This is a genomic window from Croceibacterium sp. TMG7-5b_MA50, assembly GCF_039830145.1.
Taxonomy (GTDB): Bacteria; Pseudomonadota; Alphaproteobacteria; order Sphingomonadales; family Sphingomonadaceae; genus Croceibacterium.
In genome coordinates this window covers 1,698,811-1,724,377 of record NZ_CP156082.1, presented here as the reverse complement: position 1 = coordinate 1,724,377, position 25,567 = coordinate 1,698,811, and the positions used below count along the sequence as shown (strand labels likewise).

The following is a 25,567-nucleotide window of genomic DNA, read 5'->3' as shown; positions in this document are numbered from 1 at the left end:
ATCGCCGCAGTGCAGCAATGCGGTTTGCATCCTGCCCGCTGCCGGTTAAAGGCGGGCGCTTACGCGCAAGCACGCCAGAAGAAGAAGGATCACCATGGCCGCCGGAACGCTGCCGAGCACAGAGGCCGAGCGCGACGCACGCGCCGTGAACGCCGATCGGGACGATCCCCACGGCCACCGGATCGAGCCGGGGGAGATCGCCATCGGCGTGATCATCGGCCGTACGTCCGAATTCTTCGACTTCTTCGTCTACGCCATCGCGTCCGTGCTGGTGTTCCCGCAGCTGGTGTTCCCGTACATGGACCCGCTGCAGGGCACGCTGTGGTCGTTCGCGATCTTCGCGCTGGCATTCCTGTCGCGACCCGTGGGTACGATGGTCTTCACCTGGGTCGACCAGCATTACGGACGTGGCGTCAAGCTGACGGCGGCGCTGTTCCTGCTGGGCGTGTCCACGGTGGTGATCGCCTTCCTGCCCGGCTACGAATCGATCGGTACCTGGTCCGCGATCCTGCTGGCGCTGTTTCGACTGGGGCAGGGCTTCGCGCTGGGCGGCACCTGGGATGGCTTGGCATCGCTGCTGGCGATCAACGCGCCCGATGGCCGGCGTGGCTGGTGGGCGATGATCCCGCAGCTGGGTGCGCCGATCGGCCTGATCGTCGCCAGCCTGCTGTTCGTGTTCCTGGTGTCGGTGCTGCCGGCGCAGGACTTCCTAGGCTGGGGCTGGCGTTACCCCTTCTTCGTCGCCTTCGCGATCAATGTGGTGGCGCTGTTCGCGCGCCTGCGCATCGTGGTGACGCCCGAATATGCCAGCCTGTTCGAAAAGCGCGAATTGCAGCCGGCGCCGATCTTGAGCACCATCCGGTCGGAGTGGAAGGTCATCATCGCGGGCGCGTTCGCCCCGCTCGCCAGCTTTGCGCTGTTCCACATGGTCACGGTGTATCCGCTGTCCTGGGTGTTCCTCTACACGGAGGAGAGCCCCGTCCGGTTCCTGGTGATCGAGGCGGTAGCCGGCGCAATTGGAGTGCTGTCGGTAATCGCATCAGGCCTGCTGGCCGACCGGATCGGCCGGCGCACACTGCTGGGCGCCACCGCGGCGGCGATCGCGGTGTTCTCCTTCTTCGCGCCGCAATTGCTGGATGGCGGCGCGCAGGGCGAGGTCGTGTTCATGGTGATCGGCTTCGTGCTGCTGGGCATCGGGTTCGGCCAGGCATCGGGCGCGCTGTCGTCGCGCTTCGCGCAGCGGCACCGCTATACCGCATCGGCGCTGACGTCGGACCTCGCCTGGCTGTTCGGCGCTGGCTTCGCGCCGCTGGCCGCGCTGTGGCTGTCGGCCCGGTTCGGGCTGATCGCGGCGGGCGCCTACCTGCTGTCGGGTGCGGTCTGCACCCTGGTCGCACTGTGGATCAACCGCGAGCTTGGCAAGAACATCGAGTAAGGAGATGGGTCAGGACATCGCGCCGGGATTGCCAAGCAGTTCCAGCGCGATGTTCAGGCAATTGCGTGCCTCCAGCTGGATCAGCCCGATGGAGGTCGGCGCATCGATGCGCGTCACCTGCCCGCCGTCGATCCGCACCAGGAAACGGTCGCAATTGTCGAGCACGATCATGGCGATTGCCCGGTTGTCGTCCAGCGCGACATTCGCCACTACGCCTTCGTAGGCGACATAGGCGCCATCATGCGTCATGCCGGTCACCACATAGGCGATGATGAAGTGGTCGGACGATCGCGCCCGCTCGATCCACGGCTGGAACCAGCCCAATACCGATCTTTCGCGTAGCCGGCGGATCAACCGCCATGTGCCCAGCCGGAACGCAGCCGCGCCGGTCAGGATGGCCGGCAGCAGGAGGCTGAGCAGCCAGTAGGGGATCGACCAGCCGGGCAGGTCGGCAAAGCCATTCCCCGCAGGTTCCGCCTGCTCCCCGGCGACGATCACCCGGTAGATGTTGGGATCGAACTCCACGCCGGTGCAGATGTCGGCAGGCGTGCAGAACGTCTCCTGCGCCGCCAGCAGCGTCGCCATCACGAGATGGCCGGCGACCGCGCCGAAGATGATGGTCAGCAGGGAAAAGGTGGAATTCGGCCGCTCGGGCGCCTGCGATACAAGCTCGTTATACTCGGCCAGCCGCAGGCCCGCCCACACGCTGAATCCCGGTGCCAGCAACAACAGCACCAGGAACAGCGCATAGCTGAAGCTCATCGGTTCTCCGGCTGGCGCATCACGACCGAGGCACGGCCGGTGTAGGTCTGCGGCTCGTCAGGCTCCGGCTCGGTCACGCCTGCGGTGCTGAGGACCCAGGACCAGCCGTTCTCCTGCGCGGCCTTGCGGACGGCGTTCCAGCTGCCGAAATGCCGGTGGATGGCACCGGCGCGTTCGATCGACTGGTCCGAATTTATCTGCATCGTGCACTCCAGAGACAATGCAACCTAGGGGCGGCGCCCCCAGGTTGCAATGTCCGCTCAGCGCCAGCCCAGCGGCGGGGCGACATGCTGGACGATGCTTTCCAGCACGTGCGCGTTGTAATCCACGCCCAGCTGGTTGGGCACAGTCAGCAACAACGTATCCGCCTCCGCAATCGCCTCGTCTTCGCGCAGCATCTCCACCAGCCGGTCCGGCTCCGCGGCGTAGCTGCGGCCGAACACCGCGCGCATATTGTCGATCACGCCGACCTGATCCTGGTCGCCGCTGCGCCCGAAATAGGCGCGGTCGCGATCGTCTGTGATGGCGAAGATTGACCGGCTGACCGACACACGCGGGGTGCGCGTGTGCCCGGCGGCGGCGTAGGCCTCGCGATACAGCCGGATCTGCTTGGCTTGTTGGACATGGAACGGCTCCCCGCTTTCGTCCTCTTTCAGCGTGCTGCTCTGCAGGTTCATGCCCATCTCGCCCGCCCAGCGCGCGGTGGCGTTGCTGGCGCTGCCCCACCAGATGCGGTCACGCAGCGTCTCGGACGTGGGCTCCAGCCGCAGCTTGCCCGGCGGGTTGGGGAACATCGGGCGCGGGTTCGGCTGCGCGAAGCCTTCCCCCTTGAGCAGGTTGTAGAAGGTCACGCCGTGCCGCCGACCCATGTCGCCGTCCGTCTCCCCCACTTTGGGTGCATGGCCGAAGTGCCGCCAGCCATCGATCACCTGTTCGGGCGAGCCGCGGCTGATGCCGAGCTGGAGCCTGCCGCCGCTGATGAGGTCGGCGGCGCTGGCATCCTCCACCATGTAGAACGGGTTCTCGTACCGCATGTCGATCACGCCGGTACCGATCTCGATCCGGCTCGTGCGCGCGGCCACCGCCGCCAGCAGCGGGAAGGGGCTGGCCAGCTGGCGGGCGAAATGGTGCACCCGGTAGTAGGCGCCATCCACGCTCAGCTCCTCCGCCGCGACGGCGAGGTCGATGGATTGCAGCAACACGTCCGCGGCGGAACGGGTCTGCGACTGGCCATGCGGCGCCCAATGGCCGAAGCTGAGGAAACCGATGTTCTTGGTCATGACAGGCAATCCGTTGGAGTGGGTGTTTGCCTGCTATCAAGGGGTCGGGTCGGTGTGGCGCAAGAAGGGACACCGGTGTTACCGCATGCCGGCGGGCTGTTTTAGGTCTCTACGACACCTGCCCCTTGTGTTGCCCCATGGCAACACTACCTTGCTGGCGATCATTGTGCCTCGGGAGCATGGGCAAGCATGAATCTGGATAAGTTCACCGACCGCGCGAAAGGCTTCCTGCAGGCCGCGCAGACCGTAGCCATCCGCAACAGCCACCAGCGGATTAGCCCGGAACATCTGCTGCAGGCACTGCTCGACGATCCCGAGGGGATGGCCGCGGGCCTGATCACCCGCACGGGTGGCGACCCGAAGGTCGCGACCGATGCGCTGGCTCAGGCGCTTGCCAAGGTGCCGTCCGTCTCCGGGTCGGGTGCGCAATCGACCCCCGGCCTCGACAATGATGCCGTGCGCGTGCTCGACCAGGCGGAGCAGGTGGCGACAAAGGCGGGGGACAGCTTCGTCACCGTGGAGCGACTGCTGCTTGCGCTGACGCTGGCGAAGACTACCGCCGCGGGCCGCGCCTTGCAGGCTGCGGGCGTGACGGCGGAGGGGCTGAATGCCGCGATCAACGCCCTGCGCGGCGGGCGCAACGCCGACACTGCCAACGCGGAACAGGCCTATGACGCGATGAAGCGGTACGCCCGCGACCTGACCGAGGCGGCGCGCGCCGGCAAGCTCGACCCCGTGATCGGCCGGGACGAGGAAATCCGCCGCACGATCCAGATTCTGGCGCGGCGGACCAAGAACAACCCGGTGCTGATCGGCGAGCCGGGCACCGGCAAGACCGCTATCGCCGAAGGCCTCGCGCTGCGCATCGCCAATGGCGACGTGCCCGACAGCCTGAAAGACCGCGCGCTGATGAGCCTCGACATGGGCTCCCTGATCGCCGGCGCGAAGTATCGCGGCGAGTTCGAGGAGCGGCTGAAGGCGGTGCTGGACGAGGTGAAGGGTGCCGAGGGGCACATCATCCTGTTCATTGATGAAATGCACACGCTGATTGGGGCCGGCGCCAGCGAGGGGAGCATGGATGCGGGCAACCTGCTGAAGCCCGCGCTCGCCCGCGGCGAGCTGCACTGCATCGGCGCGACCACTCTGGATGAGTACCAGAAGTACGTCGAGAAGGACGCCGCGTTGCAGCGGCGGTTCCAGCCGGTGTTCGTGGCGGAGCCGACGGTTGAGGACACGATTTCCATCCTGCGGGGGCTGAAGGAGAAGTACGAGCTGCACCACGGCGTGCGGATCACCGACGGGGCGATCGTGGCGGCGGCGCAGCTTTCCAACCGTTACATCCAGGACCGCTTCCTGCCGGACAAGGCGATCGACCTGATGGACGAGGCCGCGAGCCGCATCCGCATGGAGGTGGAGAGCAAGCCGGAGGAGATCGAGGGACTGGACCGCCGGATCATCCAGTTGAAGATCGAGGAGCAGGCGCTCGGCAAGGAGAGCGACCAGGCGAGCCGTGACCGGCTGGCGGCGCTGCGCGAGGAGCTGGGGCGGCTGGAGGGCGAGAGCGCCGAGCTGACCGCGCGCTGGCAGGGCGAGCGGGACAAGATCCATGCCGAGGCGCGGCTGAAGGAGCAGCTCGACGCCCTGCGCATCGAGCTGGAGCAGGCGCAGCGCACCGGCGACCTCGGCAAGGCGGGGGAGCTGTCCTACGGCCGCATTCCCGAGCTGGAGCGGCAGCTCGCCGACGCGCAGGCGCAGACCGGCACCGCCCTGCTGCGCGAGGAGGTGACGGAGGACGACATCGCATCCGTCGTCAGCCGCTGGACCGGGGTGCCGGTCGACCGGATGATGCAGGGCGAGCGCGAGAAGCTGCTGAACATGGAGCAGGCGATCGGCAAGCGCGTGATCGGCCAGCAACAGGCCGTCGCCGCCGTCAGCAAGGCGGTGCGCCGCGCGCGCGCCGGCCTGCAGGACCCGAACCGGCCGCTCGGCAGCTTCCTGTTCCTGGGCCCGACGGGCGTCGGCAAGACGGAGTTGACCAAGGCGCTGGCCGCGTTCCTGTTCGACGACGATACCGCGATGGTGCGCATCGACATGAGCGAGTTCATGGAGAAGCACGCCGTCGCCCGCCTGATCGGCGCACCCCCGGGCTATGTCGGGTACGAGGAAGGCGGCGTCCTGACCGAGGCGGTGCGCCGGCGCCCGTACCAGGTCGTGCTGTTCGACGAGGTCGAGAAGGCCCACCCGGACGTGTTCAACGTGCTGCTGCAGGTGCTGGACGATGGCCGGCTGACCGACGGGCAGGGCCGCGTGGTCGATTTCAGCAATACCCTGATCATCCTGACCAGCAATCTGGGCAGCCAGTTCCTGGCCGGCATGGACGAGGGGCAGAGCGTGGAGGATGTCGAGCCACAGGTGATGGACGTGGTGCGCGGGCATTTCCGCCCCGAGTTCCTGAACCGGCTGGACGAGATCATCCTGTTCCACCGGCTGGCGGCGGAGCACATGGCGCCGATCGTCGACATCCAGGTCGGCCGGGTGCAGCGGTTGCTGCGGGACCGGAAGATCGTGCTGGACCTGGACGATGCGGCCAAGCGCTGGCTGGGGCGTGTCGGCTATGACCCGGTCTATGGCGCCCGGCCGCTGAAACGCGCAGTGCAGCGATACCTGCAGGACCCGTTGGCGGAGATGCTGCTGGGCGGGCAGGTGCCCGATGGCAGCAATGTCCACGTCACCGATGGCGACGGCGCGCTGGTGTTCGACGTCAGCTAGAACGGGCGTCCGGGCGGGCCGGTGAGGTCGAGCGGCGCGGCGCGGATCCAGCGCGAGGCGATGAGCTTCACGCCCGCGCCGACCGGCAGCCCGGCATGGACCATGCGCCCGTCCGCCCTGCCGGCGGGATCAAGGCTGGGGAAGTGCAGCGCCTCCCCCAAGCGGCCGCGCCATTGCCAGCCGAGCTGCGGAAAGGCGGTCTCCCCACCGGTGAAGCCGTCCTGCAGCACGATCAGCACGGTGGAAACGCGCTGGTTCGCCTCGCCGGCGGGCAATGCATCGGAATGGAGCCGGTATTCGTGGCCGGTGCCGTAGCCCAGCACCTGCAGCGGCTCGCCATTGGCAACCGGCAGCCGCGTCGCAGCGGCGATACGGCGGTTGATGGCGTGGATCACCATGTCCTCCGCCACGAAGGGGAAGCTGGTCGCATGCGCCCGGCGCACCGGGTGCTGCACCAGCGCGCCGGTGCGCGGATCGACTACGCTGGCGGGCTGCAGCGTCGGCGCCGCGCTATCCGCGAGATGGAGGCATTCGGCCGGGGTCAGGAAGGCGGGGCTGCGCCACATCCCGGCGGCGGCCGGCAGGGAAGCAATGGCGGGCGCGGCCACCGGATCGCCATTGTCATCGAGGGCCATGGCGTCGAGCAGCTCAATCTGCCGCCGGGCCAGTGCGTCCTTCGCGGCGCGCTGGCGCAGCAGCGCATAGGCGCGGGGCCAGTCACGGCCCGATCCGCCGGCGCCGTTCGCCAGTAGCGCGATATGCACCGGCACCGCGGCATCGGCGCCAAGCGCGGCTGCGCGACCATACAAGTCCCGCGCGGCGGCGAGATCCCGGCGGACGAGGGTACCGGCCATCCGCCAGCCGGCGAGCGTGGCGGCGGCGCCGGCATCGCCGTCGTCCACCGCGCGGGTCAGCAGGGCATAGGCCTGGGGGACGGCGCCTTGTTCGGCCAGCCGGGCCGCTGCCTCGGAGGGATCGGGAATTGCAGCCATGACCCGGTCTGGACCGGATGGGCGGCAAAGAAAAGGGGCCGGAACCCTTCGGTTCCGACCCCCTTCAGTGCCTTGCTGTCAGCGGTGGATCAGAAGCGACCCAGGAAGCTGACGAACATGTTGCGGCCGCGCACGCGGTAGATACCGCTGCCTTCGGTCGTGCCGGTCAGGCCGAGCGGCGGGATCGTGTTGAGGATGTTGTCCACGCCGATAGTGAACTGCGAGTCACCCTCGACCTCAACCTCCACGCGCACGTCGTGATAGAACACGGAGTCGTATTCCAGGATGTCCGCGTAATCGAGGTTGTTCGGCGGGCAGCCGTTGGGGGTGCAGGCACCCGGCAGCGCGTTCGTATCCTCGTACAGGTTGATCGTCTGCGGGCCGATGTAGGACATCGTGTAGCCCAGCAGGACCGGACCCTTGCTCAGGTTCAGGTTCCAGCGGAACTCATCCTTCGGGTTGCCCAGTTCGCTGAGGATCCGGTTCTCGAAGTCAGGGTTCGACGGGTTCTCGAAATTGCTCCGCTCCAGGTTGTGCGTGTACAGGAAGCGGGTGGCAATCTGCGCATCGGCACCGAGGTCGGTGGAGTAGGCGAGGTCGAAGTCGATGCCGCGTGCCGAGCGCGACGCGAAGTTCAGCGGAATGATCTGCGCGTTGGCGTCGAGCACCTGACCCGGCACTTCCCCGTTCGGACCGACGCCCGTGCCACGGAAGCGCGAGAACAGGCTGCAGAACTGGTTGTTGAGATCAGGCTGGTCGTAGCAGGCGTTGACGATCGTCTGCGCCGACGGTGCGGTGATGACGTTGTCCACCGAGATGTCGAAGTAGTCGACCGTGAAGTTCAAGCCCGGGATCGCCACCGGGGTGAACACCGCACCCAGCGTGTAGGAGTCGGACTTTTCTTCGACCAGGTTCGGGTTGGACCCGCTCAGGATCTCCAGCGAGTAGGCCGGCAGAGCCACGAATTGCCCGTTCGTCAGCAGCGCGCCCAAATCGGCAGCGCAGTTCGCCTGACGATTGGGGTTGTTGCCGATGTTCTGCGGCAGACACGGATCGCTGAAGCCGGGCGCGAAGTTCTGGCCGAGCGGCGAGGCCGTCTCCGTCAGGTTAGGCGCACGGACCGAACGGCCATAGGCACCACGCAGGCGCAGACCCTCGACGATTTCCCACTCGGCGCCGCCATTGTAGGCCCAGGTCGTGCCGACCGCACCCTCGTAGTCGGACACGCGCACCGCGCCGGACACGGACAGGCTTTCCACGAACGGCAGGTCAGCCAGCAGCGGCACGCGCACTTCGGCGAAGGCTTCCTTCACCTCGAACGGATCGGGAGCGAAGGTCGGCAGCGCGTTGTAGAAGGTGCGGCCCTGCTCGACGATCGGATCGGCCTGGAAGAACAGTTCCTCCCGACGGTACTCGGCGCCGACGGCGAAGCCGACCGGACCACCCGGCAGTTCGAAGAAGGACGAGGTGTCACCCGACACGAAGCCCGACACGACCAGCTGCTCCAGCGAAGCCTGCGACGTGGTGTCCTGCGTGATGTAGGCTGCCGCGGCGCGGTTGTCCCCGGCACCGAACGGATTGTAGGGTACGCAGTTCGCGATATCCTGCGCCAGCGCCTCCGCATCGCCCGGATTGCCGTATTCGTAAGCGGCCGCAGGATCGATCTGCGAGCGGCAGACGATCTGGCCGGCGGAGTTGCGGGCCGCGTCCATCGCCAGCATGAAACGCTGCGGGACGAGGTTGCCAAGGACGGTCGTGTCCTCGTTCACCTTGCCGTAGTTGACCGACAGTTCGTAGGCGAAGCTGTTGGCGAAGTCGCCGCGGATACCGCCGACGATCCGGTACATCTCACGCTCGGACTGCTCGTCCCGAATGCCGAGATCCGTCAGGTTCCGGGCAACCGCGAAGCGGTACGAACCGTCCAGCACCGAGGCGCGCTGCGCCGCGCTTAGCGGGGTGCGGGCGGTCAGGCTGTTGGCGTTGAGGCCGGAGGTGAGGATCGCGTTGGCGATCGTCACGCTGGCGCCCGGGTTCAGGAACGGGTTGTCGAGACGCGGGCGCTCACGCGAGTCGCCGTAGGTGCCGCCCTGGGTAAAGGCCGGGCCGGAGTTCAGACCCTGCGTCTTGATGTTGACGTACTTCGCTTCGACGAAGGGGATCAGACCCGGCGACACCTCGAACTTGGCGAGCAGGTTGACGTTGATCCGCTCTTGACCCGGCAGGACGGTGAGGACCTGACCTTCGCGGCCGGTCTGGCCGTTGCCGCCGACGATCCCGCCGATCGGGCCGGTGCTGTAACGCGAACCGGTCTGCGGCGAGAGCGTGCCGTCCGGGTTGAAGATGTAGGTGCAGTTGTACGGCGTGCCGGTGTTGACCGGGCCACCGTCGCTGTTGCCCAGGCCCGTGCCGCACGCGGCGCCGCCGGCCGGCTGCGGGATCGGCACCAGACCCAGATAGTGGATGGAGGCCGAGCGGATGTCACGGAAGAAGGTGCGATCCGGGAAACCGTCGCTGCCGTTGCGGTTGGCGGCGAGCGCGGGATCGGCGTCGATCACGCCCAGACCATCCTGGCGACGGAGCCACGGCACCTGCGAGCCGAAGACGCGGTCCTGATTGGAATATTCCGCGTGAACGGTGACGTTGCCGCGGCCTTCCGCGAAGTTCGTGCCGGCGAGGCCGGAGATGTACTGGCCGTTGAAGTCGCCGTCGGTGTTCATGTTCGCGTGGCCGCGGAACTGCAGGCCTTCGAAGTCATCCTTCAGGATGAAGTTCACGACACCGGCGATCGCGTCCGAACCGTAGATGGCGGAGTTGCCGCCGGTCACGATGTCGACACGCTCCACCAGGTCGGTCGGGATCGTGTTGACGTCGACGGAGACGCCGTTGTTCAGGATGTCGGACGGCACGTGGCGGCGACCATTGACCAGCGTCAGGGTCCGCTGCGTGCCGAGGCCGCGCAGATCGAGCAGGTTGAGGCCGGCGGTGCCGAGGAAGCGGCCGCCGTTCGACTGCGCGAAGGTGCTGCGCAGCTGCGGCAGGTCGTTCAGCGTGTCGCCGACATTGACGGTGCCCTGGTTGAAGAACGCCTCACCCGACAGCACGGTGACCGGCGTCGGCGAGTCGAGGTTGGTACGCGCGATGCGCGAACCGGTGACGATGATGGCGCCGGTTTCGACCGACTCGCCGTCGCATACGCCGTCGGTATTCTCGTCCCGGCAATCAAGCGCGGGCGTGCCGCTGTTGGTCGCATCCTGCGCGATCGCCGGCGTGGCGAGACCAAGAAGCACGAGGGCCGACAGGCCGACACCGGCCTGCAGCTTCTGCTTGCGGGACTGATTGACGTTCATGTGAGTGCTATCCCCAATTGCTTGCCCACCAGTGCGCGCCCGCGGGCGCAAATCTTACACTGATCTGAACGGATTGCTGCGGTATTGCGCGCATGGTTACAATCAGAACCAAGCAGCCGGCCAGTGATCGCGGCGCGTGTGTGACTTTTCGGAGACACTGCGCGGAACCATCTTGCGGCACGGATTACAGCAACATGACGGAATGTGTGCTACCCGGCAGACGTGTCGGTTGTTGCATGAAAGATGCACTTGTTGGCATAAAGTTGCGTGAGGTAAATGCTTGCACTTGCAAGATTGTGGAGTGGTGGTATCGGCCGCAACCAATGAGCCACGATCGTACCCCGTTGATGGAGTTCCTGCCGTACCTCCTGTCCATCACCTCCAATGCGGTGAGCGGGCAGATCGCGTCGGAATACAAGGTGCGCTGGAGCCTGTCGGTCCCCGAATGGCGGGTCATGGCGGTGCTGGGCGATCACGGTCCGCTGACCCAGCGGGAGCTGACCGGCATGACCCTGATGGACAAGGTGGCGGTGAACCGCGCGTGCAAGGTGCTGGAGGAACGCCAGCTCGTCACGCGTAGCCCGAACGAGCGGGATGGGCGGTCGCACCTGCTGGAACTGACGGGCGCAGGGCGGGAGATGCATGGCCAGATCATGCCGCTCGCCGTCAACATGACCGCCCGGATCATGAACGTGCTGAGCCCGGAGGAGCAGGCGCAGTTCCGCGCCTTGCTGGAACGGGTGCGGCACCAGGTCGGTCAGCTGGACGGTCGGCCGGTGGAGGCTGCGGCGATCGGCGGCAGCTGGGGAATGGGCTGACGGCCTGCCCTAGCCGCCGAGCCCGTTGCCGCCGAAGGCATCGGCGATGGCGCAGCCCGCCGGGCCCAGGATCACCACGAACAGCGTCGGCAGAATGAACAGGATCAGCGGCACGGTCATGATCGCCGGCAGCCGCGCCGCTTTCTCCTCCGCCCGCATCATGCGTTCGTTGCGGAATTCGGCGGACAGGACGCGCAGCGCCGCGGCGAGGGGCGTGCCGTAGCGTTCGGTCTGGATCATCGTCGTGACGACGCCGCGCACCTGGTCCAGGTTGACGCGAAAGGCGAGGTTCTCGAACGCGTGGCGCCGTTCGGTCAGGAACGACAGTTCGATGGAGGCGAGGGCGAACTCCTCCCCCAGTTCGGGATAGGCGCGGCCCAGCTCGCGGCTGACGCGGGTGAAGGCGGCATCGACGGTAAGACCCGCCTCCGCACAGATGACCAGCAGGTCGAGCGCGTCGGGCAGGCCCTTGCGGATTGCGGCGGTCCGCTTGGACGCCTTGTTCGACAAGTAGATCTCCGGCCCCTTGTAGCCGATGATGACCGCGCCGGCGAAGACGGCGAAGCGCTGGAACGGACCCCAGGCGGGCCACAGGTCCAGCACATAGACCGCCAGCGCGACAATCGTGCCGAGGGCCAGCGGCAGCAGCATGCGGGCGAAGATCACCGTCACCGCCAGTTCCCGGTTGCGGAAACCGGCATGGGCGAGCTTCTGCTGAATGGCGCTGATCTGGCTATCCTGCAGCACCTTCATCCGGTTCAGCCAGTCGCGGATGCGGTCGGTCGTCGCGGTGCGGTGCGACAGGCTCTGCCGCCTGCGACCGGGCTGGTTGCGGGTGACGATCCCGGCCTTCAGCTCGTCCCGCCGGGCGACCAGCGACTTGGCGCGGCGGCTCATCGGGTCGCGTACCCCCAAGGCGGCGTAGAAGGCGACCATCACTGCCACGGCGGCGATCGCCGCCAGCACGGTGCCGACCGCGACCACGTCGATGCCCAGCAGGGTCGGGCCGGCAGGCTGGTTCAGGAGCGGGTCCATCGTCGGTGTGTCTCCTGCCGCCGTCAGATCTCGAAGCTGACCATCTTGGCCATGATGAAGACGCCGAGGCCCATCCACACCATCGCGCCAAGGCCGATCACGGTCAGCCGCTGGTCGCTGGCGAAAGGCTCGACATAGCCTGGATTGATGAAGGAGATCATGCCGAACACCACGAACGGCAGGGCGCCCACGATGTAGGCGGACGCCTTGGATTCGGACGACAGCGCCTTGATCTTCAGCTTCATCTGGGCGCGCTTGCGCAGCACTTCGGCCAGGTTGGACAGCGTTTCGGCAAGGTTGCCGCCGGTTTCACGCTGGATGGCGATGGTGATGACGAAGAACTGGAACTCGGCGGTGGCGAGGCGGTCGGCAACGACCTGCAGCGCCTCTTCCATGGAGCGGCCGATGCGGATGCCGTCGACCACCGTGCGGAACTCCTTGCCGACGGGGCCGGGCACCTCGTTCGCGATGACGGTCAGCGTCTCGCTGACCGGCAGGCCGGAGCGCAGACCACGCACCAGCAGCTCCAGCGCATCGGGGAAGCGGGCGGTGAATGCGGCCAGGCGGCGCGTGATCATGCGGCCGAGCACGAGATGCGGCAGGCCGAGGCCAGCCGCCACCCCGAGGATCAGCGCCAGCAGGAAGGCGCCAGTTTCGAACCAGGCGAAAGCGGCGACGAGCACGCCGACGATGGCCGAAGCTCGCAGGTAACCCTGCACCGTCCAGCCGGTGCCGCTACGCTCCAGCCGGAGCGCCAGCGCGGCGATGCGCGACTGCGTACCGTCCGCCCCGGTGCGCGGCTGACGCGCGGCGATCGCCTTCTTCAGCTGCGATTCCACCCGTGCCTGCGCACTGTCCGAATGGCGCAGCCGGACGGCCTGCAACCGACGCTGGGCATGCTTTCCGGGATTGCTGCCGGTCAGCATGGTGGCGCCGACCAGGATGGCGCCCACCACCATGCCGGTCATCAGCAGCAGGTCGAACGGGTCCATCAGGACGCCGCCACCTTGGTGCCGGGCTTCGCCTTCGGCTTGTTGCCAGCCTTGCCGCCGGCGCGGGCGAGCAGCGCCTTGAAGTCAAACCTGGGCTTCGCGCCCGGTCCGCTCAGCAGCAGCGTGCCGTCGTCATCAGTCCCATCGCTGGCGGCAGCATCGATCGTCGCCTGCAAGGCGGTGAGCGCGGCACCCGTCTTGCTGCCCTTGGCCGCTTCCGCCAGGCATTGACCCAGCTTGGCCGCGGTGCCGGCCGTCTTGGTGTCGAGCGGAATCAGATGGGCGATCTTGCCCTCGATCGTGGTCTCGAACTCCGCACGGCCGATCTCCCCCAGGCCTGGGCCTGTGCGATTGGCGACGATCACCGGCTGCGCCCCCGGCGCGTGGCCGCGCAGCCAGGCGAGGATGCGGATCGTGTCGCGTGCGCCGGCCAGCGTCAGGTCGGTCACCAGCACCACGGTGCCGACACCCGCCAGCACCTGCGGGAAGTTGATCATCAGGCCACGCGGCAGGTCGATCACCGTTCGGCCGAACCCCTGCCGGAACTCGTCCAGCAATTGCACGAATGCCGTACCATCGGTCGCCAGCGTGGCGGACAGCGCCGCCTCTGAGGAGAGGATGGCGAGGTTCTGGCTGGGGCGGATCATCGCGCGTTCGATGAACAGGCCATCGATACGCTCCGGGTTCTCGATCGCATCGGTGAGGCCGCGACCCGGTTCCAGGTCGAAGGCGAGTGCCGCGGTGCCCCAATGGACATCGAGGTCGAGCAGCGCGGTGGACATGCCGCCGGCCGTGCTGGACGCCCACGCGATCGAGGTGGCGATGGTCGAGGCGCCGACCCCGCCGCGCGCGCCGATCACGGCGATGCTGCTGTGCGGCCGCTCCGCATCCGAGGCCGCAGCCTTGGGCGCGACAAGGGAGGTACGGGCGCCGTCCAGCACCTCCGCCAACTGGTCGGCGGTGGCGGGTTTCAGCAGGTAGTCGTGCAGCCCGCTGGCCAGCAGGGCGCGATACAGCCGGACATCGTTCGCTTGGCCGAGCGCCACGACGACCGTGCCGGGTTCGCACACCTCCGCCAGGCCATGGATCTCGTGCAGGGGATCGACGCAATCGGACAGGTCCACCAGCAGGATCGCCGGGCTGGTGCTGACGGCAAGCGTCTGCACCGCGTTGCGCAGGCCGCCGCGCACGCATTTCTCCGGCGAGAAGCCAAGCGAGACCGCGGCGGAACGGACGCGGTCGAGCGTGGGGTCGTCGCACACGAAGGCGGCAAATTCGTCACGGCCGGCCTGCGGCTTCCAAGGCGCGTTCACTGGCCACCTCCGCTGACGCCGCCGGCGCTGGTGGCACGGGGCAGTTCGCCTGCCGCGCCGGGGGTCCGCTTGCGCCAGGCATCGATCCCGCGATTGGCGGTCATGACCTGCGTGTTGCCGGTGTCGCTGCGGCCGCGGAGCAGATCCTGCGGATCGGCCACCATGGCGGCCATGTTGCCGTTCACGCCGCAACCGTAATTGTTGGAAGTCCGGTTATCCAGCTGGCTGGCGGTCCGATCCGTCCAGTCGGGGCAGCCGGGGACATAGGCGCGGTGGCGGGTCACCGCCACGCGGATCGACCCGGGCGGTACGGTGCCGATAGCCGGCACGGACGCGCCCGCCAGCAGGCCATGCCGGCCGGTCACGGCGGCGATCTGGCCCAGCGCGGCGCGATCCGCCGGCCCGTCGAGCGCAAGCGTATCGCCCGGCGCCGTACCAAGCGCGCCGAGCCACGCATCGAGCCGTGCCTCCTCCCCAGGCCGCATGCCGCCGGCCCCGACGGCCAGGTCCAGCGTATAGGTGGTGCGGTCGACGACCGGCTGGTGGACCGAATAGAGCGAGCGGTTGACCGGTCCGCCATCGGCGGTGGTCGAACAGGCCGTGAGGCCGGCGATCAGCGGCAGGATCAGAAGCGACGGGTTGAGCATGGCCCGGCGTTGCCAGGAACGGGTCGATCGGGTCGGCGGCATGGGTGTCCTCGCAATCACGGGATCAGGCTGAAGCCGGGTTCGGGAAGGGTGGCGTCGGCGGCGGAAGCATCGGTGGGCGGCGCTGCCGCCGGGTTGGGCCGATCCCCGCCGCTGTCGCGGGCGGTGACATGGTCCAGCAGCTGGTCCCCCAATGTTGGCAGGCGCAGCCCGTCGGTCGGCAGGCGGATCGCGCTGTCGTCCACCGGCCGCACCAGATAAGGCGTGACGACGATCACCAGCTCGGTCTCGCCGCGGCGGAATTCCGTGGAACGGAACAGGTTGCCGATGATCGGCAGGTTGCCAAGGCCCGGCGTGCGGTTGATCTGGTTCTGGGCATTGTTGCTCATCAGCCCGGCGATCATGAAGCTCTGGCCCGAACCCAGCTCCACCGTGGTTTCCGCGCGGCGGACGGTGAGGGCGGGGATTTGGAACCCGTTCAGCGTCACCGCGCCCTGAGTGGACAGTTCCGATACTTCCGGCCGCACCTTCAGCGAGATGCGCCCATTAGTCAGCACCACGGGGGTGTAGGCGAGGCTGACGCCGTAATTCTTGTATTCCACCGTGGTGGTGCCGAACCCCTGGCTGAGGGGGATCGGAAACTCGCCGCCCGCCAGGAACTGCCCGGTCTCGCCCGAGATCGCGGTGAGGTTGGGTTCGGCGAGGGTCGTGACCAGTCCGTCCACCTCCGCCAGGTCGAGCGCGCCCAGCAGATCAAGGCCAAGGAACTTGCCGCCGGCGGCGATCGTCGCGCCTGGGCTGATGCCGTTCAGGATCGTGCCCGGACCGGTGATGGTGTTGTTGGGGTTGGGCGCGGTCAGCAGCGGCGCGCCCGGACCGTATTGCTGGAATATCTGGCGACCCTGGCCAAGGCCGAACTGGAACCCGCCAGTGGCGTCGGCGGAGGTGATGTTGACGCCAAGCTCTCGTACCAGCGACCGGCTGACCTCCGCTATGCGGACGCGCAGCATGACCTGCATCGGCGTGGTCAGGCGCAGGCGGGAGATGACGTTGGCGGTTTCACCGGCATAGGCCTTCACCAGCCGTTCCGCCTCCGCCGCATCCTCGGGCGCGGCGACCGTGCCGGTCAGCAGCAGGGTGCCGGTGCCGATGGTGGATACGGCGATCTGCGCGTCCGGCATGGCCATGGCGAGCATCTGGTCCACGCTGTCGATGTTCGATCCCACCCGGACATTGGCGGACCACACGGTCTCCCCCGCGGCGTTGCTGGCATAGACGACCGTTTCCCCGCCGGCCTTGCCCATGACGTAGAGCTGGCGTCGGCTGCGGACCTCCACGTCGGCGATGGCATCGTTGGCGACGAACACGTCGCTGATCGCCTGCGGCAGGGTGACGAGCTCAGCCCGGCCGATCGACAGGACGATGCTGTCCGCCGGGGCGGCCTGCTGCGCGGTCGCGGGTGCGATTGGGGCGAGTGGCGCGGCAGCGGCGGCGAGCAGGCAAGGGAGGAGGCGACGGATCATGGGGGCGGTCTCGCGGAAGCGGGAGAGGGCGGGGGCGCTCACTTGGGCACCTGCACCAGTGTGGCGGTCTGCCCGCGCGTGACGCGCACGACCGGTCCGGCGCGCACGGGCGCCGCGGCGGGGGCGCCGGATTGCGGGCTCTCGCCGCTGCTTTCGGTGCGCGGCATGGAACTGCGCTGGAACCGCGACACGTCGCCACCGGTCACGAAGGAGCCGCGCGCGTCCTGCGGCCGGGTGGCGGCGGCGCGCAGCAGCCGTTCCTCCTGCTCCGGCGTCGCGCCGGCGGGCAGCTCGATCTCGCCCGAGGCGAGCGCCTGGTCGAGTTCGCCCTGGCTGTCGGCGATGGAGCGCAGCGAGAGGCTGAGCGTGCCGATCGTCTCCGCCACCGCGATCTTCTCGGCCATGCGCGGCGTCACCTCCAGCGTGGCGGTGCGGAAGGTCTGCACGACCGTCTTGCCGTCTTCGGTGGTGCTGGCGGTGGACTGGTCGGTCGCGAGCACGCGGACATTGCGCATGATCGTCTCCGTCGCGCGGAGCGGCTGGCCTTCGCCGCTGACCGACTGCGTCAGGATGATGTCGACCCGGTCGCCCGGGAAGACGAAGCCGGCGACGCCGGTGCGGGCGGACACGTCCACCGTCACCGCGCGCATGCCGGGGCCAAGCGCGGCGGCGAGGAAGCCGCGGTCGCCCGGCTTCACCAGCGACCCTTGCGTCACCGGCTCCCCCGCGGTGACGGGATGGCGGACCACGGTGCCGAGCAGCTTGTCGATCGGCGCGTCGCCTTCGGTGAAGTATGCGTCCTGCACCAGTTCCGATGGCCAGGGCTGGAAGCTGACGGCATCGGCGGAGATGATCGTGCCGACGGGCAGTGCGCGGCGGGCGACCAGCACGCGCGGGCCGGTGGGCTGCGGCGCTTCGACCGCAACGGCCTGCGGCGTGGCGGCACCGGCGAACATGGAGCGGGCGGCGAGGGCGGTGGCCATCGCCACCACCACGGCCCCGCCCAGCAATGCCAGCTTCTTCCTGTCCATGATCGGTCCCGCTGCCCCTTCTTGCCCGTGCGGCTGTCCTCCCATCGGGGTAGGGCAGAATGGTTAATCGGCCGTTTGCCGCCGCTCAGGCATTCATGCGGAGAGAGCGGGCAGCACCCACAGGCCGGCGACGGCGATAGCGATGCCGTAGGGGACGCTGGTGCCGGTTCCGGACCGGCGATGCGTCAGCAGCAGCGCCGCCGCCAGCAGGCCGCCGGTCAGCGCCATCACCAGCAGCAGATCGGGGAAAGCGTGGGGGCGCACCCATAGGGCCAGCGCCGCCAGCAGCTTCACATCGCCGCCGCCTAGCACGCGGATGGCGAACAGGCCGGCGCAGACCGCCAGCACGGCGGCGGCCAGGGCGAGCTGCGCTGCCACGCCCGGCCACAAGGGCAGACCGCTCGCCAGCCAGAACAGCGGAGCGCTGCAGGCGATCGCGGCGTTCAGGCGGTTGCGGATCAGCCGGTGGCGCCAGTCGCCCACCGCCGCCAGCAGCAGGGCGATTGCCAACAGGGCCAGCAGGCCATAGGTCGCGGGCGATGGGTCAGTCACCCCTTCCGGCTAAAGCGGGACCGCTTGCGAAATGGTAACCGAGGCACTCGGTCGCCACATTCCGGCAGGCGCGCGCGAGAGCCAGTGGCGTGCCGCCGACGGGCACCTGATCCGGCAGATCGCGTGGACGCCGCCCGCAGGCACCCCGCGTGGATCGCTGCTGTTCCTGGTCGGGCGGGGCGACGCCTACGAGAAATACCTGCCCGAACTGGAGCATTGGCGGCAGGCCGGCTGGCAGGTCGGCGCCGCCGAATGGCGCGGGCAGGGCGGGTCCGGGCGGCTGGGCCGTGACGACACGACCGGTCACGTCGATGATTTCGCGCTGTGGCTGGACGATCTCGCCGCGTTCTGGCGGGACTGGACCGCACGCCATGCGGGTCCGCATGTTCTGCTGGGCCACTCCATGGGCGGGCATCTGGTGCTGCGCGCCGCGGCGGAAACAATGCTGAGGCCCGCACCCGCCGCGCTGGTGCTGAGTGCGCCGATGCTCGACATCGGGCCGGACGCGTTGCCGGGCCTCGCCAAGCGCGCAATAGCGGCCACCATGGTGCGGCTGGGCGATCCGCGCCGTCCGGCCTGGAAGGCGAGCGAGCGGCCGGGTGACAGCGCGAAGCTGCGCCAGGCGCTGCTGACGCATGACGATGGCCGCTACGCCGACGAGTTCCACTGGCGCCAGCAGCGGCCCGAGCTGGCGATGGGCCCGGCGAGCTGGGGCTGGCTGGCGGGCGCGATCCGTTCCAACGCGCGGCTGCAATCGCCGGGCCTGCTGGAGCGGCTGATGCTGCCGGTGTGCATCATCGCCACGCAGGCGGACCGGCTGGTCAGCCCGCGCGCGATCCGCCGTACCGCCGATCGCCTGCCACACGCCGAGGTGACGTGGTTCGGGGCCCAGGCGCGGCACGAGATCCTGCGCGAGGTGCCGGGCGTGCGCCGCCGCGCGCTGGGCGCGATTGATAGCTTCCTGGCCCGGGTGGTGCCGGCATGACGACGACCTGCGACATCGCGGTGATCGGCGCGGGCATGGCGGGCGCCAGCATCGCGGCGGAGATCGCTCGCCTCGCCGGCAGCGATGCCAGCGTGCTGCTGCTGGAGGCCGAGCGGCAGCCGGGATACCATACGACCGGTCGCTCGGCCGCGTTCTGGGAGGAATGCTATGGCGGGCCGGAGATCGTGCCGCTGACGCTCGCGTCCGGAGTGTACCTGCGTGAGCATAACTTCCTGACGCCGCGCGGTGCGCTGTATGTGGCGCGCGACGGGGATGCGGCGGTCGCCGCCTTTATCGACCGTTTCGCCGGGACGGGCGTGCAGATCGAGGTGCTGGATCGGGCCGGAGTCGCGCCGATGATCCCGGGCCTGCGCGCGGGCTGGGGGCTGGCGATTCACCAGCCGTCCTGCGCCGACATCGACGTTGCCGGGCTGCACGCGCATTACCTGGCCCTGGCGCGGCAGGGCGGCGTCATCCTGCGGCCGAACAGCCGCATCGCCGCGCTGGAGCGGGCGGGTGCGGGCTGGCGGTTGCAGGCGGAGGACGGGACGGAGATCAGCGCCGGCGTGGTGGTCAATGCCGCCGGGGCCTGGGCCGACGATGTGGCGGCACTCGCCGGGGCGCGGCCGCTCGGCATCGGGCCGCTCAGGCGTACGGTGGCGCAATTGCGCACCGATCCGCCGGCGCCCGCCACCCTGCCGCTGGTGCTGGACCTCGCCGGACAGTTCTACTTCAAGCCCGAAAATGGCCGCCTGTGGCTGAGCCCGCATGACGAGACGCCGAGCCCACCCTGTGATGCCGCGCCAGAGGAGCTGGACGTGGCGCTTGCCATCGACCGGCTGGGCGAGGTGGTCGACTGGCGGGTAGAGGCGGTGGAGCGCCGTTGGGCGGGCTTGCGCAGCTTCGCGCCCGATCGGCGGCCGGTCTATGGCTGGGACGCGGACGTGCCCGGATTGTTCTGGTTCGCGGGGCAGGGCGGCTTCGGCATCCAGACGGCCCCGGCGGCGGCCCGGCTGGGGGCGCAGCTCCTGCTTGGACAAGCGCGCGACGCCATGACCGAGGCGCTGGACGCGTCGCTGTATGCGGCGACGCGGTTCGCATGATCGCGGCGACTGGCGAAGCGCCTTAGCGCTGATCCAGCCCCGCAATCTCCGTCAGCGTACCCCTTAGCGGACCCCGTCAGCGTACCCCGGCGGCGAGTGCGTCGGGCCGCCGGGTATCGGCAGCGCCCAGGAAGCGGTCGCCTTCGATCATGATCGATTGCGTGCTGCCCATGGTGTTCGACTGCCGCACCGTGTGGCCGCGTGCCTCCAGCAAAGGAATGATGTCGGGCGAGTAACCACCCTCCAGTTCCAGCGGGGCGTCGCCACCGCCCTGGTTGATGCGCGGCCGTTCCGCCGCCTCCGCGATGTTCAGGTCGAAGTCGATCGCATTGACCAGGATCTGCGCCATGGTGGCGATGATGTAGCCCCCGCCCGGCGTGCCGGTGACCAGCCACGGCTTGTCGTCGCGGAACACGATCAGCGGGGTGATCGTCGAACCCGCGCGCTTGCCGGGGGCGGGCCAGGTCGCCTGTCGCGCCGGGTCGCTGCTGCCCCAGGCGAAGTTGCCGCCTGAATTGTTGAGCAGGATGCCGGTGCCCGGCGGCACCACATGCGCGCCATAAGATGCAGTCAGCGTGTAGGTGTTCGCGACCGCGTTGCCGAATTTGTCGGCGACCGAGAAGTGCGTCGTATCGGCGCTTTCGTGCGGATACGGGTTCCCGTCGGGCAGGGTGGCCGCCGTCAGCGAGGCATCCATGCGGATCAGCTGCGCGCGTTCCGCCGCATATTCCTTGCTGGCAAGGCCGCGCCACGGCGTCGTCCATTGCGGTTCCCCGCCGACCAGCCGGCGATCGGACGCCGCGATCTTCATCGCTTCGGAAATCAGGTGCAGCGCATTGACGCTGCCCCAGCCATATTCGCGCAAGGGGAAGCGTTCCAGGATGTTCATCGCCTGCGCCAGCGTGACCCCGCTGGAAGTCGGGGCCATGTAGGCGATCGGCAGCCCGCGATAGCTGGACCAGACGGGTTCGGTGACGGCGGCGGTGTAGCTGGCGAGGTCCTGCATCGTCATGATGCCGCCGCCCGCCTGGATGCCGGCGATCATCCGTTCCGCCAGCGCGCCCTTGTAGAACGCGTCGCGCCCACCCTCCGCGATCTGCTGCAGGCTCCAGGCGAGGTCCGGCTGGCGGAACAGTTCGCCCGGCTGGTAGGGGGTGCCATCGGCTTTCAGGTAGGCGGCACGCGCGCCCGGATCGCGGCCGAGCATCGCGGCGCGGCCGGCGGTCGCTTCCGCCTCCCCATCGGTCAGCTTCACGCCGTCACGCGCCAGGCGGATGGCAGGTTCCACCAGCTTCGCCCACGGCATGCTGCCGTATCGCTGATGCGCCTCCCACAGGCCGGCGACGGTGCCGGGGACCGTGGTGCCGAGGAACGACATGACCTTGGACTGGTCGGGCCGGCCATTGCTGCCCAGCATGGTTTCGGGCGTGATCGCCTGCGGGAGGATGCCGTAATAGTTGATCGCGATCGTTGACGCCGGACGATCCGCCGTGGCGGCCATGTGCACCACCATGTAGCCGCCGCCACCCAGATTGCCCGCGCGCGGCAGGGTCACGGCCTCCGCCAGGCCGACGGCAATGGCCGCATCCACGGCGTTGCCGCCCTGGCGCAGGATCTCCGTCCCCACCAGAGTGGCGGGCGCACTCTGGCTGGAAACCATGCCGTCGCGCCCGATCACTGGGCCGTGGATCTGGCCGTAGGCGACGATGTCGCCGCCGCTGCCACGCGTCGCCGCCGCGGCGGGCGGCGCCTGCGTGGCCGCGTCCTGCGCGATGGCCGATAGCGGCAGGGAAGCCAAAGCGAGCGCCGCGGCGATCCGGTGAAGGGCAGTGCTGGTCATGATGGTCCCCGTTGCCATGAAGGTCCCGGCCGCGCGCGGCGTGGCCGGGGATATGCGATCAGAAGCTGTGCCGCACGTTGACGTACCAGTAGCGGCGCATCGGCGCGTAGATCGTGCCGAGATAGCCGCCGGTGGCGAGCGGCGGCTTCGCATCGAACAGGTTGCGCGCGCCGAGCCGGAAGGACGTGCCGTCCAGCGTGCCTTCGTCGAAGGTGTACTGGGCGTAGAGGTTGGCGGTCGTCTGCGGCCCCACCTCCCAGTAGCTGCCGTCCGGATAGACGAGCGCCTGCTGCTCCACGACACCGGTATACTGGACGAAGCCGCCGACGGTGACGTTGTCGAGCGACCAGGTGAGCGAGGCGGAGCCGCGCCACCGGGGCTTGCCCCCGTCCTTCAGCAGGCTGCCGCCCTGGCCGATATTGATGCCCCCGTTGATGAGGCCGGCCTCCTGCGCGGCGATCAGCTCCTCCACCTGCGGCGAAGGTGTCTGGAAGAACTTCAGGAAATGGGAGGCGTTCACCGCCAGGTTGAAGCGGCCGATGCTGGTTTCGGGCGTGCGGTAGGTCAGGTTGAAGTCGAGGCCCTCCACCTCCTGCGGCAGGATGTTGACGTACTGGTCCAGCAGGTAGGCGATGGTCCCCGCCGGCTCCAACCCGGTGCCCGCGAACTCGTCCCGGTCGGCCTGGGTGACGGGATTGCGCACCAGATTGGCGTAGCTGCTGCCCTGCGTGCGCTGCAGGTAATCGTTGATGAGCGCGTTGGCGCCGCCATACAGGCCGATGAGGCCGGTCTGCTTCACGTTCCACCAGTCCGCGGTGAAGGTCAGGTCGCCCCAGCCGAGCGGCAGCGGCGGTTCCAGCACGGTGCCGAACGACATGGTGGTGGCACGTTCCGCGTCGAGATCAGCATTGCCCGAGCGGCGTTCCTGCGTGGTGAAGCTCTGCGAGCAATCGTTGAAGCTGGCGATGCGCCCGGCCCTGAGGTCCGCCTCGCACCGGATCCAGTCGGTCCGGCCATTGGACCGGGTGATCAGCGTGGCGTTGAGCTGTTCCAGGTTCGGCGCGCGATACGACTTGGCCCACGATCCGCGCAGGCGGATGCCGTCGATCACGTCCCACGCACCGGCGACCTTGGGCACCGCAACGTCGCCGAAATCGTCGTAATATTCATACCGGGCAGCCGCCTGGATATCCAGGCTGCGGACCAGCGGGATGCCCATCTCCGGCGAGATCACGGGAATCGCGAATTCGATGTAGGCCCCGATGACGTTGCGGTCGCCGCCGGTATCGGGGTTGGTCGCGGAGTTCACGAAGTCGGCATCCAGCCGCCGGGTCGCGGGATCGGTGAAGGTGATGGTGCCGTCGATCCGGCTGTCACGATCGTCGAGCTGCGTCTCCCGCCGCCCTTCGACGCCCGCCGCCATGCCGAGCCCGCCGGCCGGCAATTCGAACAGCGAACCCGTGGACAGGTGGAAGTCGGCCGTCGCCAGCGTGGACTTGGTGAAGCGGACCAGATCCTGCCGGATCGCGTCCTTCGTCGCGTCGCTGTTCACCGACGTGCCGAAGATGTTGTACGCATCGGGCCCGTCGATCGACATGCTTTCATACAGGGCGGTGCGGCTGACATTGTCGCTGACATCGCGGACCCACGCCTCCGAATAGCTGACCGCGGTTTCCCAGTCGAACTTGCCCCATTCCCCGCGCAGGCCGCCCAGCAGGCGGAACTGCTGGTTGGTGACGTCGATCTCCACCGGGCCGAGATCGGTGAAGGCGTAGTTGGGAATGGTCAGCGCCACACCGCCGGCAGGGGCGTTGATGCCGGACAGGCGATTGGGATTGGGCGCGCCGTTGATCGTGGTCGGTCCGAAGGGGTTCCAGTAATAATCCGCCGGCACGGACAGGGGAGAGGCGGTGGTGGTGCTCATCGCACCCTGGTTCGCCTTCGTCTTCGCCCGGTAGAAGCCGCCTTCGGTGAAGAAGGTGAGGCTGTCGTTGATCTCGTAATTGCCGGTCAGGAACAGGTTCAGCCGCTCCAGCTCCGGCACGACGGTGATGCCCGCCGCGGCGTTGTCGTACCGCAGGTTGGCATCCGCGCCGGAGGTCGCCAGCGCGCCGCTCTGGATGCAGCGTTCCGCCCCGATGGTGGCCTGGCAGCCCACCTGGCCCAGCGGCTGAACGTGGAACTGGCCGCTGGTGTTGGTGATCGCGGTGCCGTTGCGGCGCACCACCACATTGCCCACGGTGCGAAGGTTCGGGTATTGCGTGGTGGTCGCGGTGCCCAGCAGCGAGTTCTGGCTGGCGAAGGGCGTGTCGGCGAACAGCGGGCGGCGATCGTCCGACGCGGTGAAGTCCTGCTCTCGCGAGTCGATGCCGGTGCCGTGATCGTAGCTGGCGAACAGCGTGACGTTGCCGCGGTTCTCGTTGAAGTTGGTGCCGATCACGCCGTTGGCGTTGAATTCGCGCAAGCCCGTGCCTTCCGCGCCGCCATATTGCAGCGACAGCTCGGCCCCGTCGTAATCGGATTTCAGCACGGTGTTGACCACGCCCGCAACCGCATCCGCGCCGTAGATCGCGGCGGCGCCGTCCCGCAGCACCTCCAGCCGTTCCAGACCGTTCACCGGCAGCGCGTTGGAATTGAAGGAGAGCACCGGCACCAACTGGTCGTTGGCCTGGCTGGTCGGGTGGTTCACCACGCGCCGGCCGTTCAGCAGCACCAGCGTGTTGCCGACGCCCAGGCTGCGCAGGTCGAGCGAACCGACATCGCCGCGCGCCGAGTTGGAGGTGCCGGGCAGGTACTGGCTGTTGAAACGTACGTCGCCGAACTGCGGGATCGAACGGAACAGCTCGTCGCCCGAGACGACCGCCGCTGCCTCGATCTGGTCGGTGCCGACCACCGTAACTGGCAGCGCTTCGTTGATGCGTGCGCCGCGGATCTGCGAGCCGACCACCACGATCTCCGCCGCGGAAGGCTGCTGTGCCGCCGGATCATCGTTGATGTCGGGCGCGGTCGCATCCTGTGCGTGAACGATGCCGGCCTGCGCCAGCGCGATGAACGATGTGGCCGTCAGCGTCAGCCGCCGGCGCCGTGATCCCTGAAACATGATGCTACCCCCCTTCAATCTTTGCGGTAGCCTTCAGTCCCTC

Annotated in this window: 19 protein-coding genes; 5 read left to right on the top strand and 14 right to left on the bottom strand. The window is 68.4% G+C overall.

From position 1 onward, the window contains the following. Positions 1–94: 94 nt before the first annotated feature. The gene (locus V5740_RS08290) at positions 95–1,435 is read left to right on the top strand and encodes an MFS transporter (protein WP_347302024.1); all 1,341 of its coding nucleotides are present in this window, start codon (positions 95–97) and stop codon (positions 1,433–1,435) included. A 9-nt stretch (positions 1,436–1,444) separates the two neighbouring features. On the opposite strand, the gene V5740_RS08285 is transcribed toward V5740_RS08290, so the two are convergent. Genes V5740_RS08285 through V5740_RS08275 form a run of 3 tightly spaced genes read right to left on the bottom strand, consistent with a single transcriptional unit; the run spans position 1,445 to position 3,477 of the window. Next, positions 1,445–2,197 (bottom strand): hypothetical protein, encoded by a 753-nt coding sequence (locus tag V5740_RS08285; RefSeq protein ID WP_347302023.1) that lies wholly within the window; start codon positions 2,195–2,197, stop codon positions 1,445–1,447. Further along, a complete protein-coding gene (locus tag V5740_RS08280) occupies positions 2,194–2,400 on the bottom strand; it encodes a hypothetical protein (protein WP_347302022.1) in 207 nt (68 codons plus the stop codon). Before V5740_RS08280 ends, V5740_RS08285 begins: the two co-directional genes overlap by 4 nt. 57 nt (positions 2,401–2,457) lie before the next feature. Continuing rightward, positions 2,458–3,477: an LLM class flavin-dependent oxidoreductase gene (locus tag V5740_RS08275; protein WP_347302021.1), complete on the bottom strand. Its 1,020-nt coding sequence runs from the start codon at positions 3,475–3,477 to the stop codon at positions 2,458–2,460. 189 nt (positions 3,478–3,666) lie between these two features. Here V5740_RS08275 and clpB point away from each other — a divergent pair, with 189 nt between their 5' ends. Further along, entirely contained in the window at positions 3,667–6,246 is a 2,580-nt protein-coding gene (gene clpB / locus V5740_RS08270) for an ATP-dependent chaperone ClpB (RefSeq protein WP_347302020.1), read from the top strand. Here clpB and V5740_RS08265 read toward each other — a convergent pair. Both V5740_RS08265 and V5740_RS08260 read right to left on the bottom strand, forming a co-directional pair. Then, on the bottom strand, positions 6,243–7,238 hold the full coding sequence (locus V5740_RS08265) for a 2OG-Fe(II) oxygenase (protein ID WP_347302019.1): 996 nt from the start codon (positions 7,236–7,238) through the stop codon (positions 6,243–6,245). The two genes, clpB and V5740_RS08265, sit on opposite strands and share 4 nt — an antisense overlap. A gap of 89 nt (positions 7,239–7,327) precedes the next feature. Next, positions 7,328–10,585: a TonB-dependent receptor gene (locus V5740_RS08260; protein WP_347302018.1), complete on the bottom strand. Its 3,258-nt coding sequence runs from the start codon at positions 10,583–10,585 to the stop codon at positions 7,328–7,330. A gap of 323 nt (positions 10,586–10,908) precedes the next feature. On the opposite strand from V5740_RS08260, the gene V5740_RS08255 reads away from it, so the two are divergent. Then, a complete protein-coding gene (locus V5740_RS08255) occupies positions 10,909–11,403 on the top strand; it encodes a MarR family winged helix-turn-helix transcriptional regulator (RefSeq protein WP_347302017.1) in 495 nt (164 codons plus the stop codon). Between the two features lie 9 nt (positions 11,404–11,412). Here the strand turns inward: V5740_RS08255 and V5740_RS08250 are convergent, their stop codons facing one another. From V5740_RS08250 to V5740_RS08220, 7 genes are all read right to left on the bottom strand, one after another. Next, positions 11,413–12,438, bottom strand: coding sequence for a type II secretion system F family protein (locus V5740_RS08250; protein WP_347302016.1), 1,026 nt, complete (start codon positions 12,436–12,438; stop codon positions 11,413–11,415). Positions 12,439–12,461: 23 nt separating this feature from the next. Next, positions 12,462–13,430: a type II secretion system F family protein gene (locus V5740_RS08245; RefSeq protein WP_347302015.1), complete on the bottom strand. Its 969-nt coding sequence runs from the start codon at positions 13,428–13,430 to the stop codon at positions 12,462–12,464. Next, on the bottom strand, positions 13,430–14,743 hold the full coding sequence (locus V5740_RS08240) for a pilus assembly protein CpaE (protein ID WP_347302014.1): 1,314 nt from the start codon (positions 14,741–14,743) through the stop codon (positions 13,430–13,432). The genes V5740_RS08245 and V5740_RS08240 overlap by 1 nt, the downstream gene beginning before the upstream one ends. Beyond that, on the bottom strand, positions 14,740–15,432 hold the full coding sequence (locus tag V5740_RS08235) for a CpaD family pilus assembly lipoprotein (RefSeq protein WP_347302013.1): 693 nt from the start codon (positions 15,430–15,432) through the stop codon (positions 14,740–14,742). The genes V5740_RS08240 and V5740_RS08235 overlap by 4 nt, the downstream gene beginning before the upstream one ends. A 14-nt stretch (positions 15,433–15,446) precedes the next feature. After that, positions 15,447–16,913, bottom strand: a complete 1,467-nt coding sequence (locus tag V5740_RS08230; RefSeq protein WP_347304479.1) for a type II and III secretion system protein family protein — start codon at positions 16,911–16,913, stop codon at positions 15,447–15,449. 38 nt (positions 16,914–16,951) lie between these two features. Continuing rightward, positions 16,952–17,944: a Flp pilus assembly protein CpaB gene (gene cpaB / locus V5740_RS08225; RefSeq protein ID WP_347302012.1), complete on the bottom strand. Its 993-nt coding sequence runs from the start codon at positions 17,942–17,944 to the stop codon at positions 16,952–16,954. Between the two features lie 93 nt (positions 17,945–18,037). After that, positions 18,038–18,496 carry a prepilin peptidase gene (locus V5740_RS08220; RefSeq protein WP_347302011.1) on the bottom strand — a complete coding sequence of 153 codons (459 nt, stop codon included), beginning with the start codon at positions 18,494–18,496 and terminating at the stop codon, positions 18,038–18,040. A gap of 31 nt (positions 18,497–18,527) precedes the next feature. Here V5740_RS08220 and V5740_RS08215 point away from each other — a divergent pair, with 31 nt between their 5' ends. Both V5740_RS08215 and V5740_RS08210 read left to right on the top strand, forming a co-directional pair. Then, positions 18,528–19,481, top strand: coding sequence for an alpha/beta hydrolase (locus V5740_RS08215; protein ID WP_347302010.1), 954 nt, complete (start codon positions 18,528–18,530; stop codon positions 19,479–19,481). Then, positions 19,478–20,584, top strand: coding sequence for an FAD-dependent oxidoreductase (locus tag V5740_RS08210; RefSeq protein WP_347302009.1), 1,107 nt, complete (start codon positions 19,478–19,480; stop codon positions 20,582–20,584). Before V5740_RS08215 ends, V5740_RS08210 begins: the two co-directional genes overlap by 4 nt. A gap of 76 nt (positions 20,585–20,660) precedes the next feature. Here V5740_RS08210 and ggt read toward each other — a convergent pair whose 3' ends face one another. Together ggt and V5740_RS08200 are read right to left on the bottom strand one after the other, a co-directional pair. After that, positions 20,661–22,424, bottom strand: a complete 1,764-nt coding sequence (gene ggt, locus V5740_RS08205; RefSeq protein ID WP_347302008.1) for a gamma-glutamyltransferase — start codon at positions 22,422–22,424, stop codon at positions 20,661–20,663. A gap of 58 nt (positions 22,425–22,482) precedes the next feature. After that, positions 22,483–25,524 carry a TonB-dependent receptor gene (locus V5740_RS08200; RefSeq protein ID WP_347302007.1) on the bottom strand — a complete coding sequence of 1,014 codons (3,042 nt, stop codon included), beginning with the start codon at positions 25,522–25,524 and terminating at the stop codon, positions 22,483–22,485. Positions 25,525–25,567: the final 43 nt, after the last annotated feature.

Excerpts from the sequence above, each read along its gene's own strand:
- V5740_RS08255 (WP_347302017.1), top strand. The coding sequence starts at position 10,909 with ATGAGCCACGATCGTACCCCGTTGATGGAGTTCCTGCCGTACCTCCTG.
- V5740_RS08230 (WP_347304479.1), bottom strand. The coding sequence starts at position 16,913 with ATGATCCGTCGCCTCCTCCCTTGCCTGCTCGCCGCCGCTGCCGCGCCA.
- clpB (WP_347302020.1), top strand. The coding sequence starts at position 3,667 with ATGAATCTGGATAAGTTCACCGACCGCGCGAAAGGCTTCCTGCAGGCC.
- V5740_RS08275 (WP_347302021.1), bottom strand. The coding sequence starts at position 3,477 with ATGACCAAGAACATCGGTTTCCTCAGCTTCGGCCATTGGGCGCCGCAT.
- V5740_RS08265 (WP_347302019.1), bottom strand. The coding sequence starts at position 7,238 with ATGGCTGCAATTCCCGATCCCTCCGAGGCAGCGGCCCGGCTGGCCGAA.
- V5740_RS08250 (WP_347302016.1), bottom strand. The coding sequence starts at position 12,438 with ATGGACCCGCTCCTGAACCAGCCTGCCGGCCCGACCCTGCTGGGCATC.
- cpaB (WP_347302012.1), bottom strand. The coding sequence starts at position 17,944 with ATGGACAGGAAGAAGCTGGCATTGCTGGGCGGGGCCGTGGTGGTGGCG.
- V5740_RS08245 (WP_347302015.1), bottom strand. The coding sequence starts at position 13,430 with ATGGACCCGTTCGACCTGCTGCTGATGACCGGCATGGTGGTGGGCGCC.
- V5740_RS08260 (WP_347302018.1), bottom strand. The coding sequence starts at position 10,585 with ATGAACGTCAATCAGTCCCGCAAGCAGAAGCTGCAGGCCGGTGTCGGC.
- V5740_RS08215 (WP_347302010.1), top strand. The coding sequence starts at position 18,528 with ATGGTAACCGAGGCACTCGGTCGCCACATTCCGGCAGGCGCGCGCGAG.
- ggt (WP_347302008.1), bottom strand. The coding sequence starts at position 22,424 with ATGACCAGCACTGCCCTTCACCGGATCGCCGCGGCGCTCGCTTTGGCT.
- V5740_RS08200 (WP_347302007.1), bottom strand. The coding sequence starts at position 25,524 with ATGTTTCAGGGATCACGGCGCCGGCGGCTGACGCTGACGGCCACATCG.
- V5740_RS08235 (WP_347302013.1), bottom strand. The coding sequence starts at position 15,432 with ATGCCGCCGACCCGATCGACCCGTTCCTGGCAACGCCGGGCCATGCTC.
- V5740_RS08285 (WP_347302023.1), bottom strand. The coding sequence starts at position 2,197 with ATGAGCTTCAGCTATGCGCTGTTCCTGGTGCTGTTGTTGCTGGCACCG.
- V5740_RS08290 (WP_347302024.1), top strand. The coding sequence starts at position 95 with ATGGCCGCCGGAACGCTGCCGAGCACAGAGGCCGAGCGCGACGCACGC.
- V5740_RS08210 (WP_347302009.1), top strand. The coding sequence starts at position 19,478 with ATGACGACGACCTGCGACATCGCGGTGATCGGCGCGGGCATGGCGGGC.
- V5740_RS08280 (WP_347302022.1), bottom strand. The coding sequence starts at position 2,400 with ATGCAGATAAATTCGGACCAGTCGATCGAACGCGCCGGTGCCATCCAC.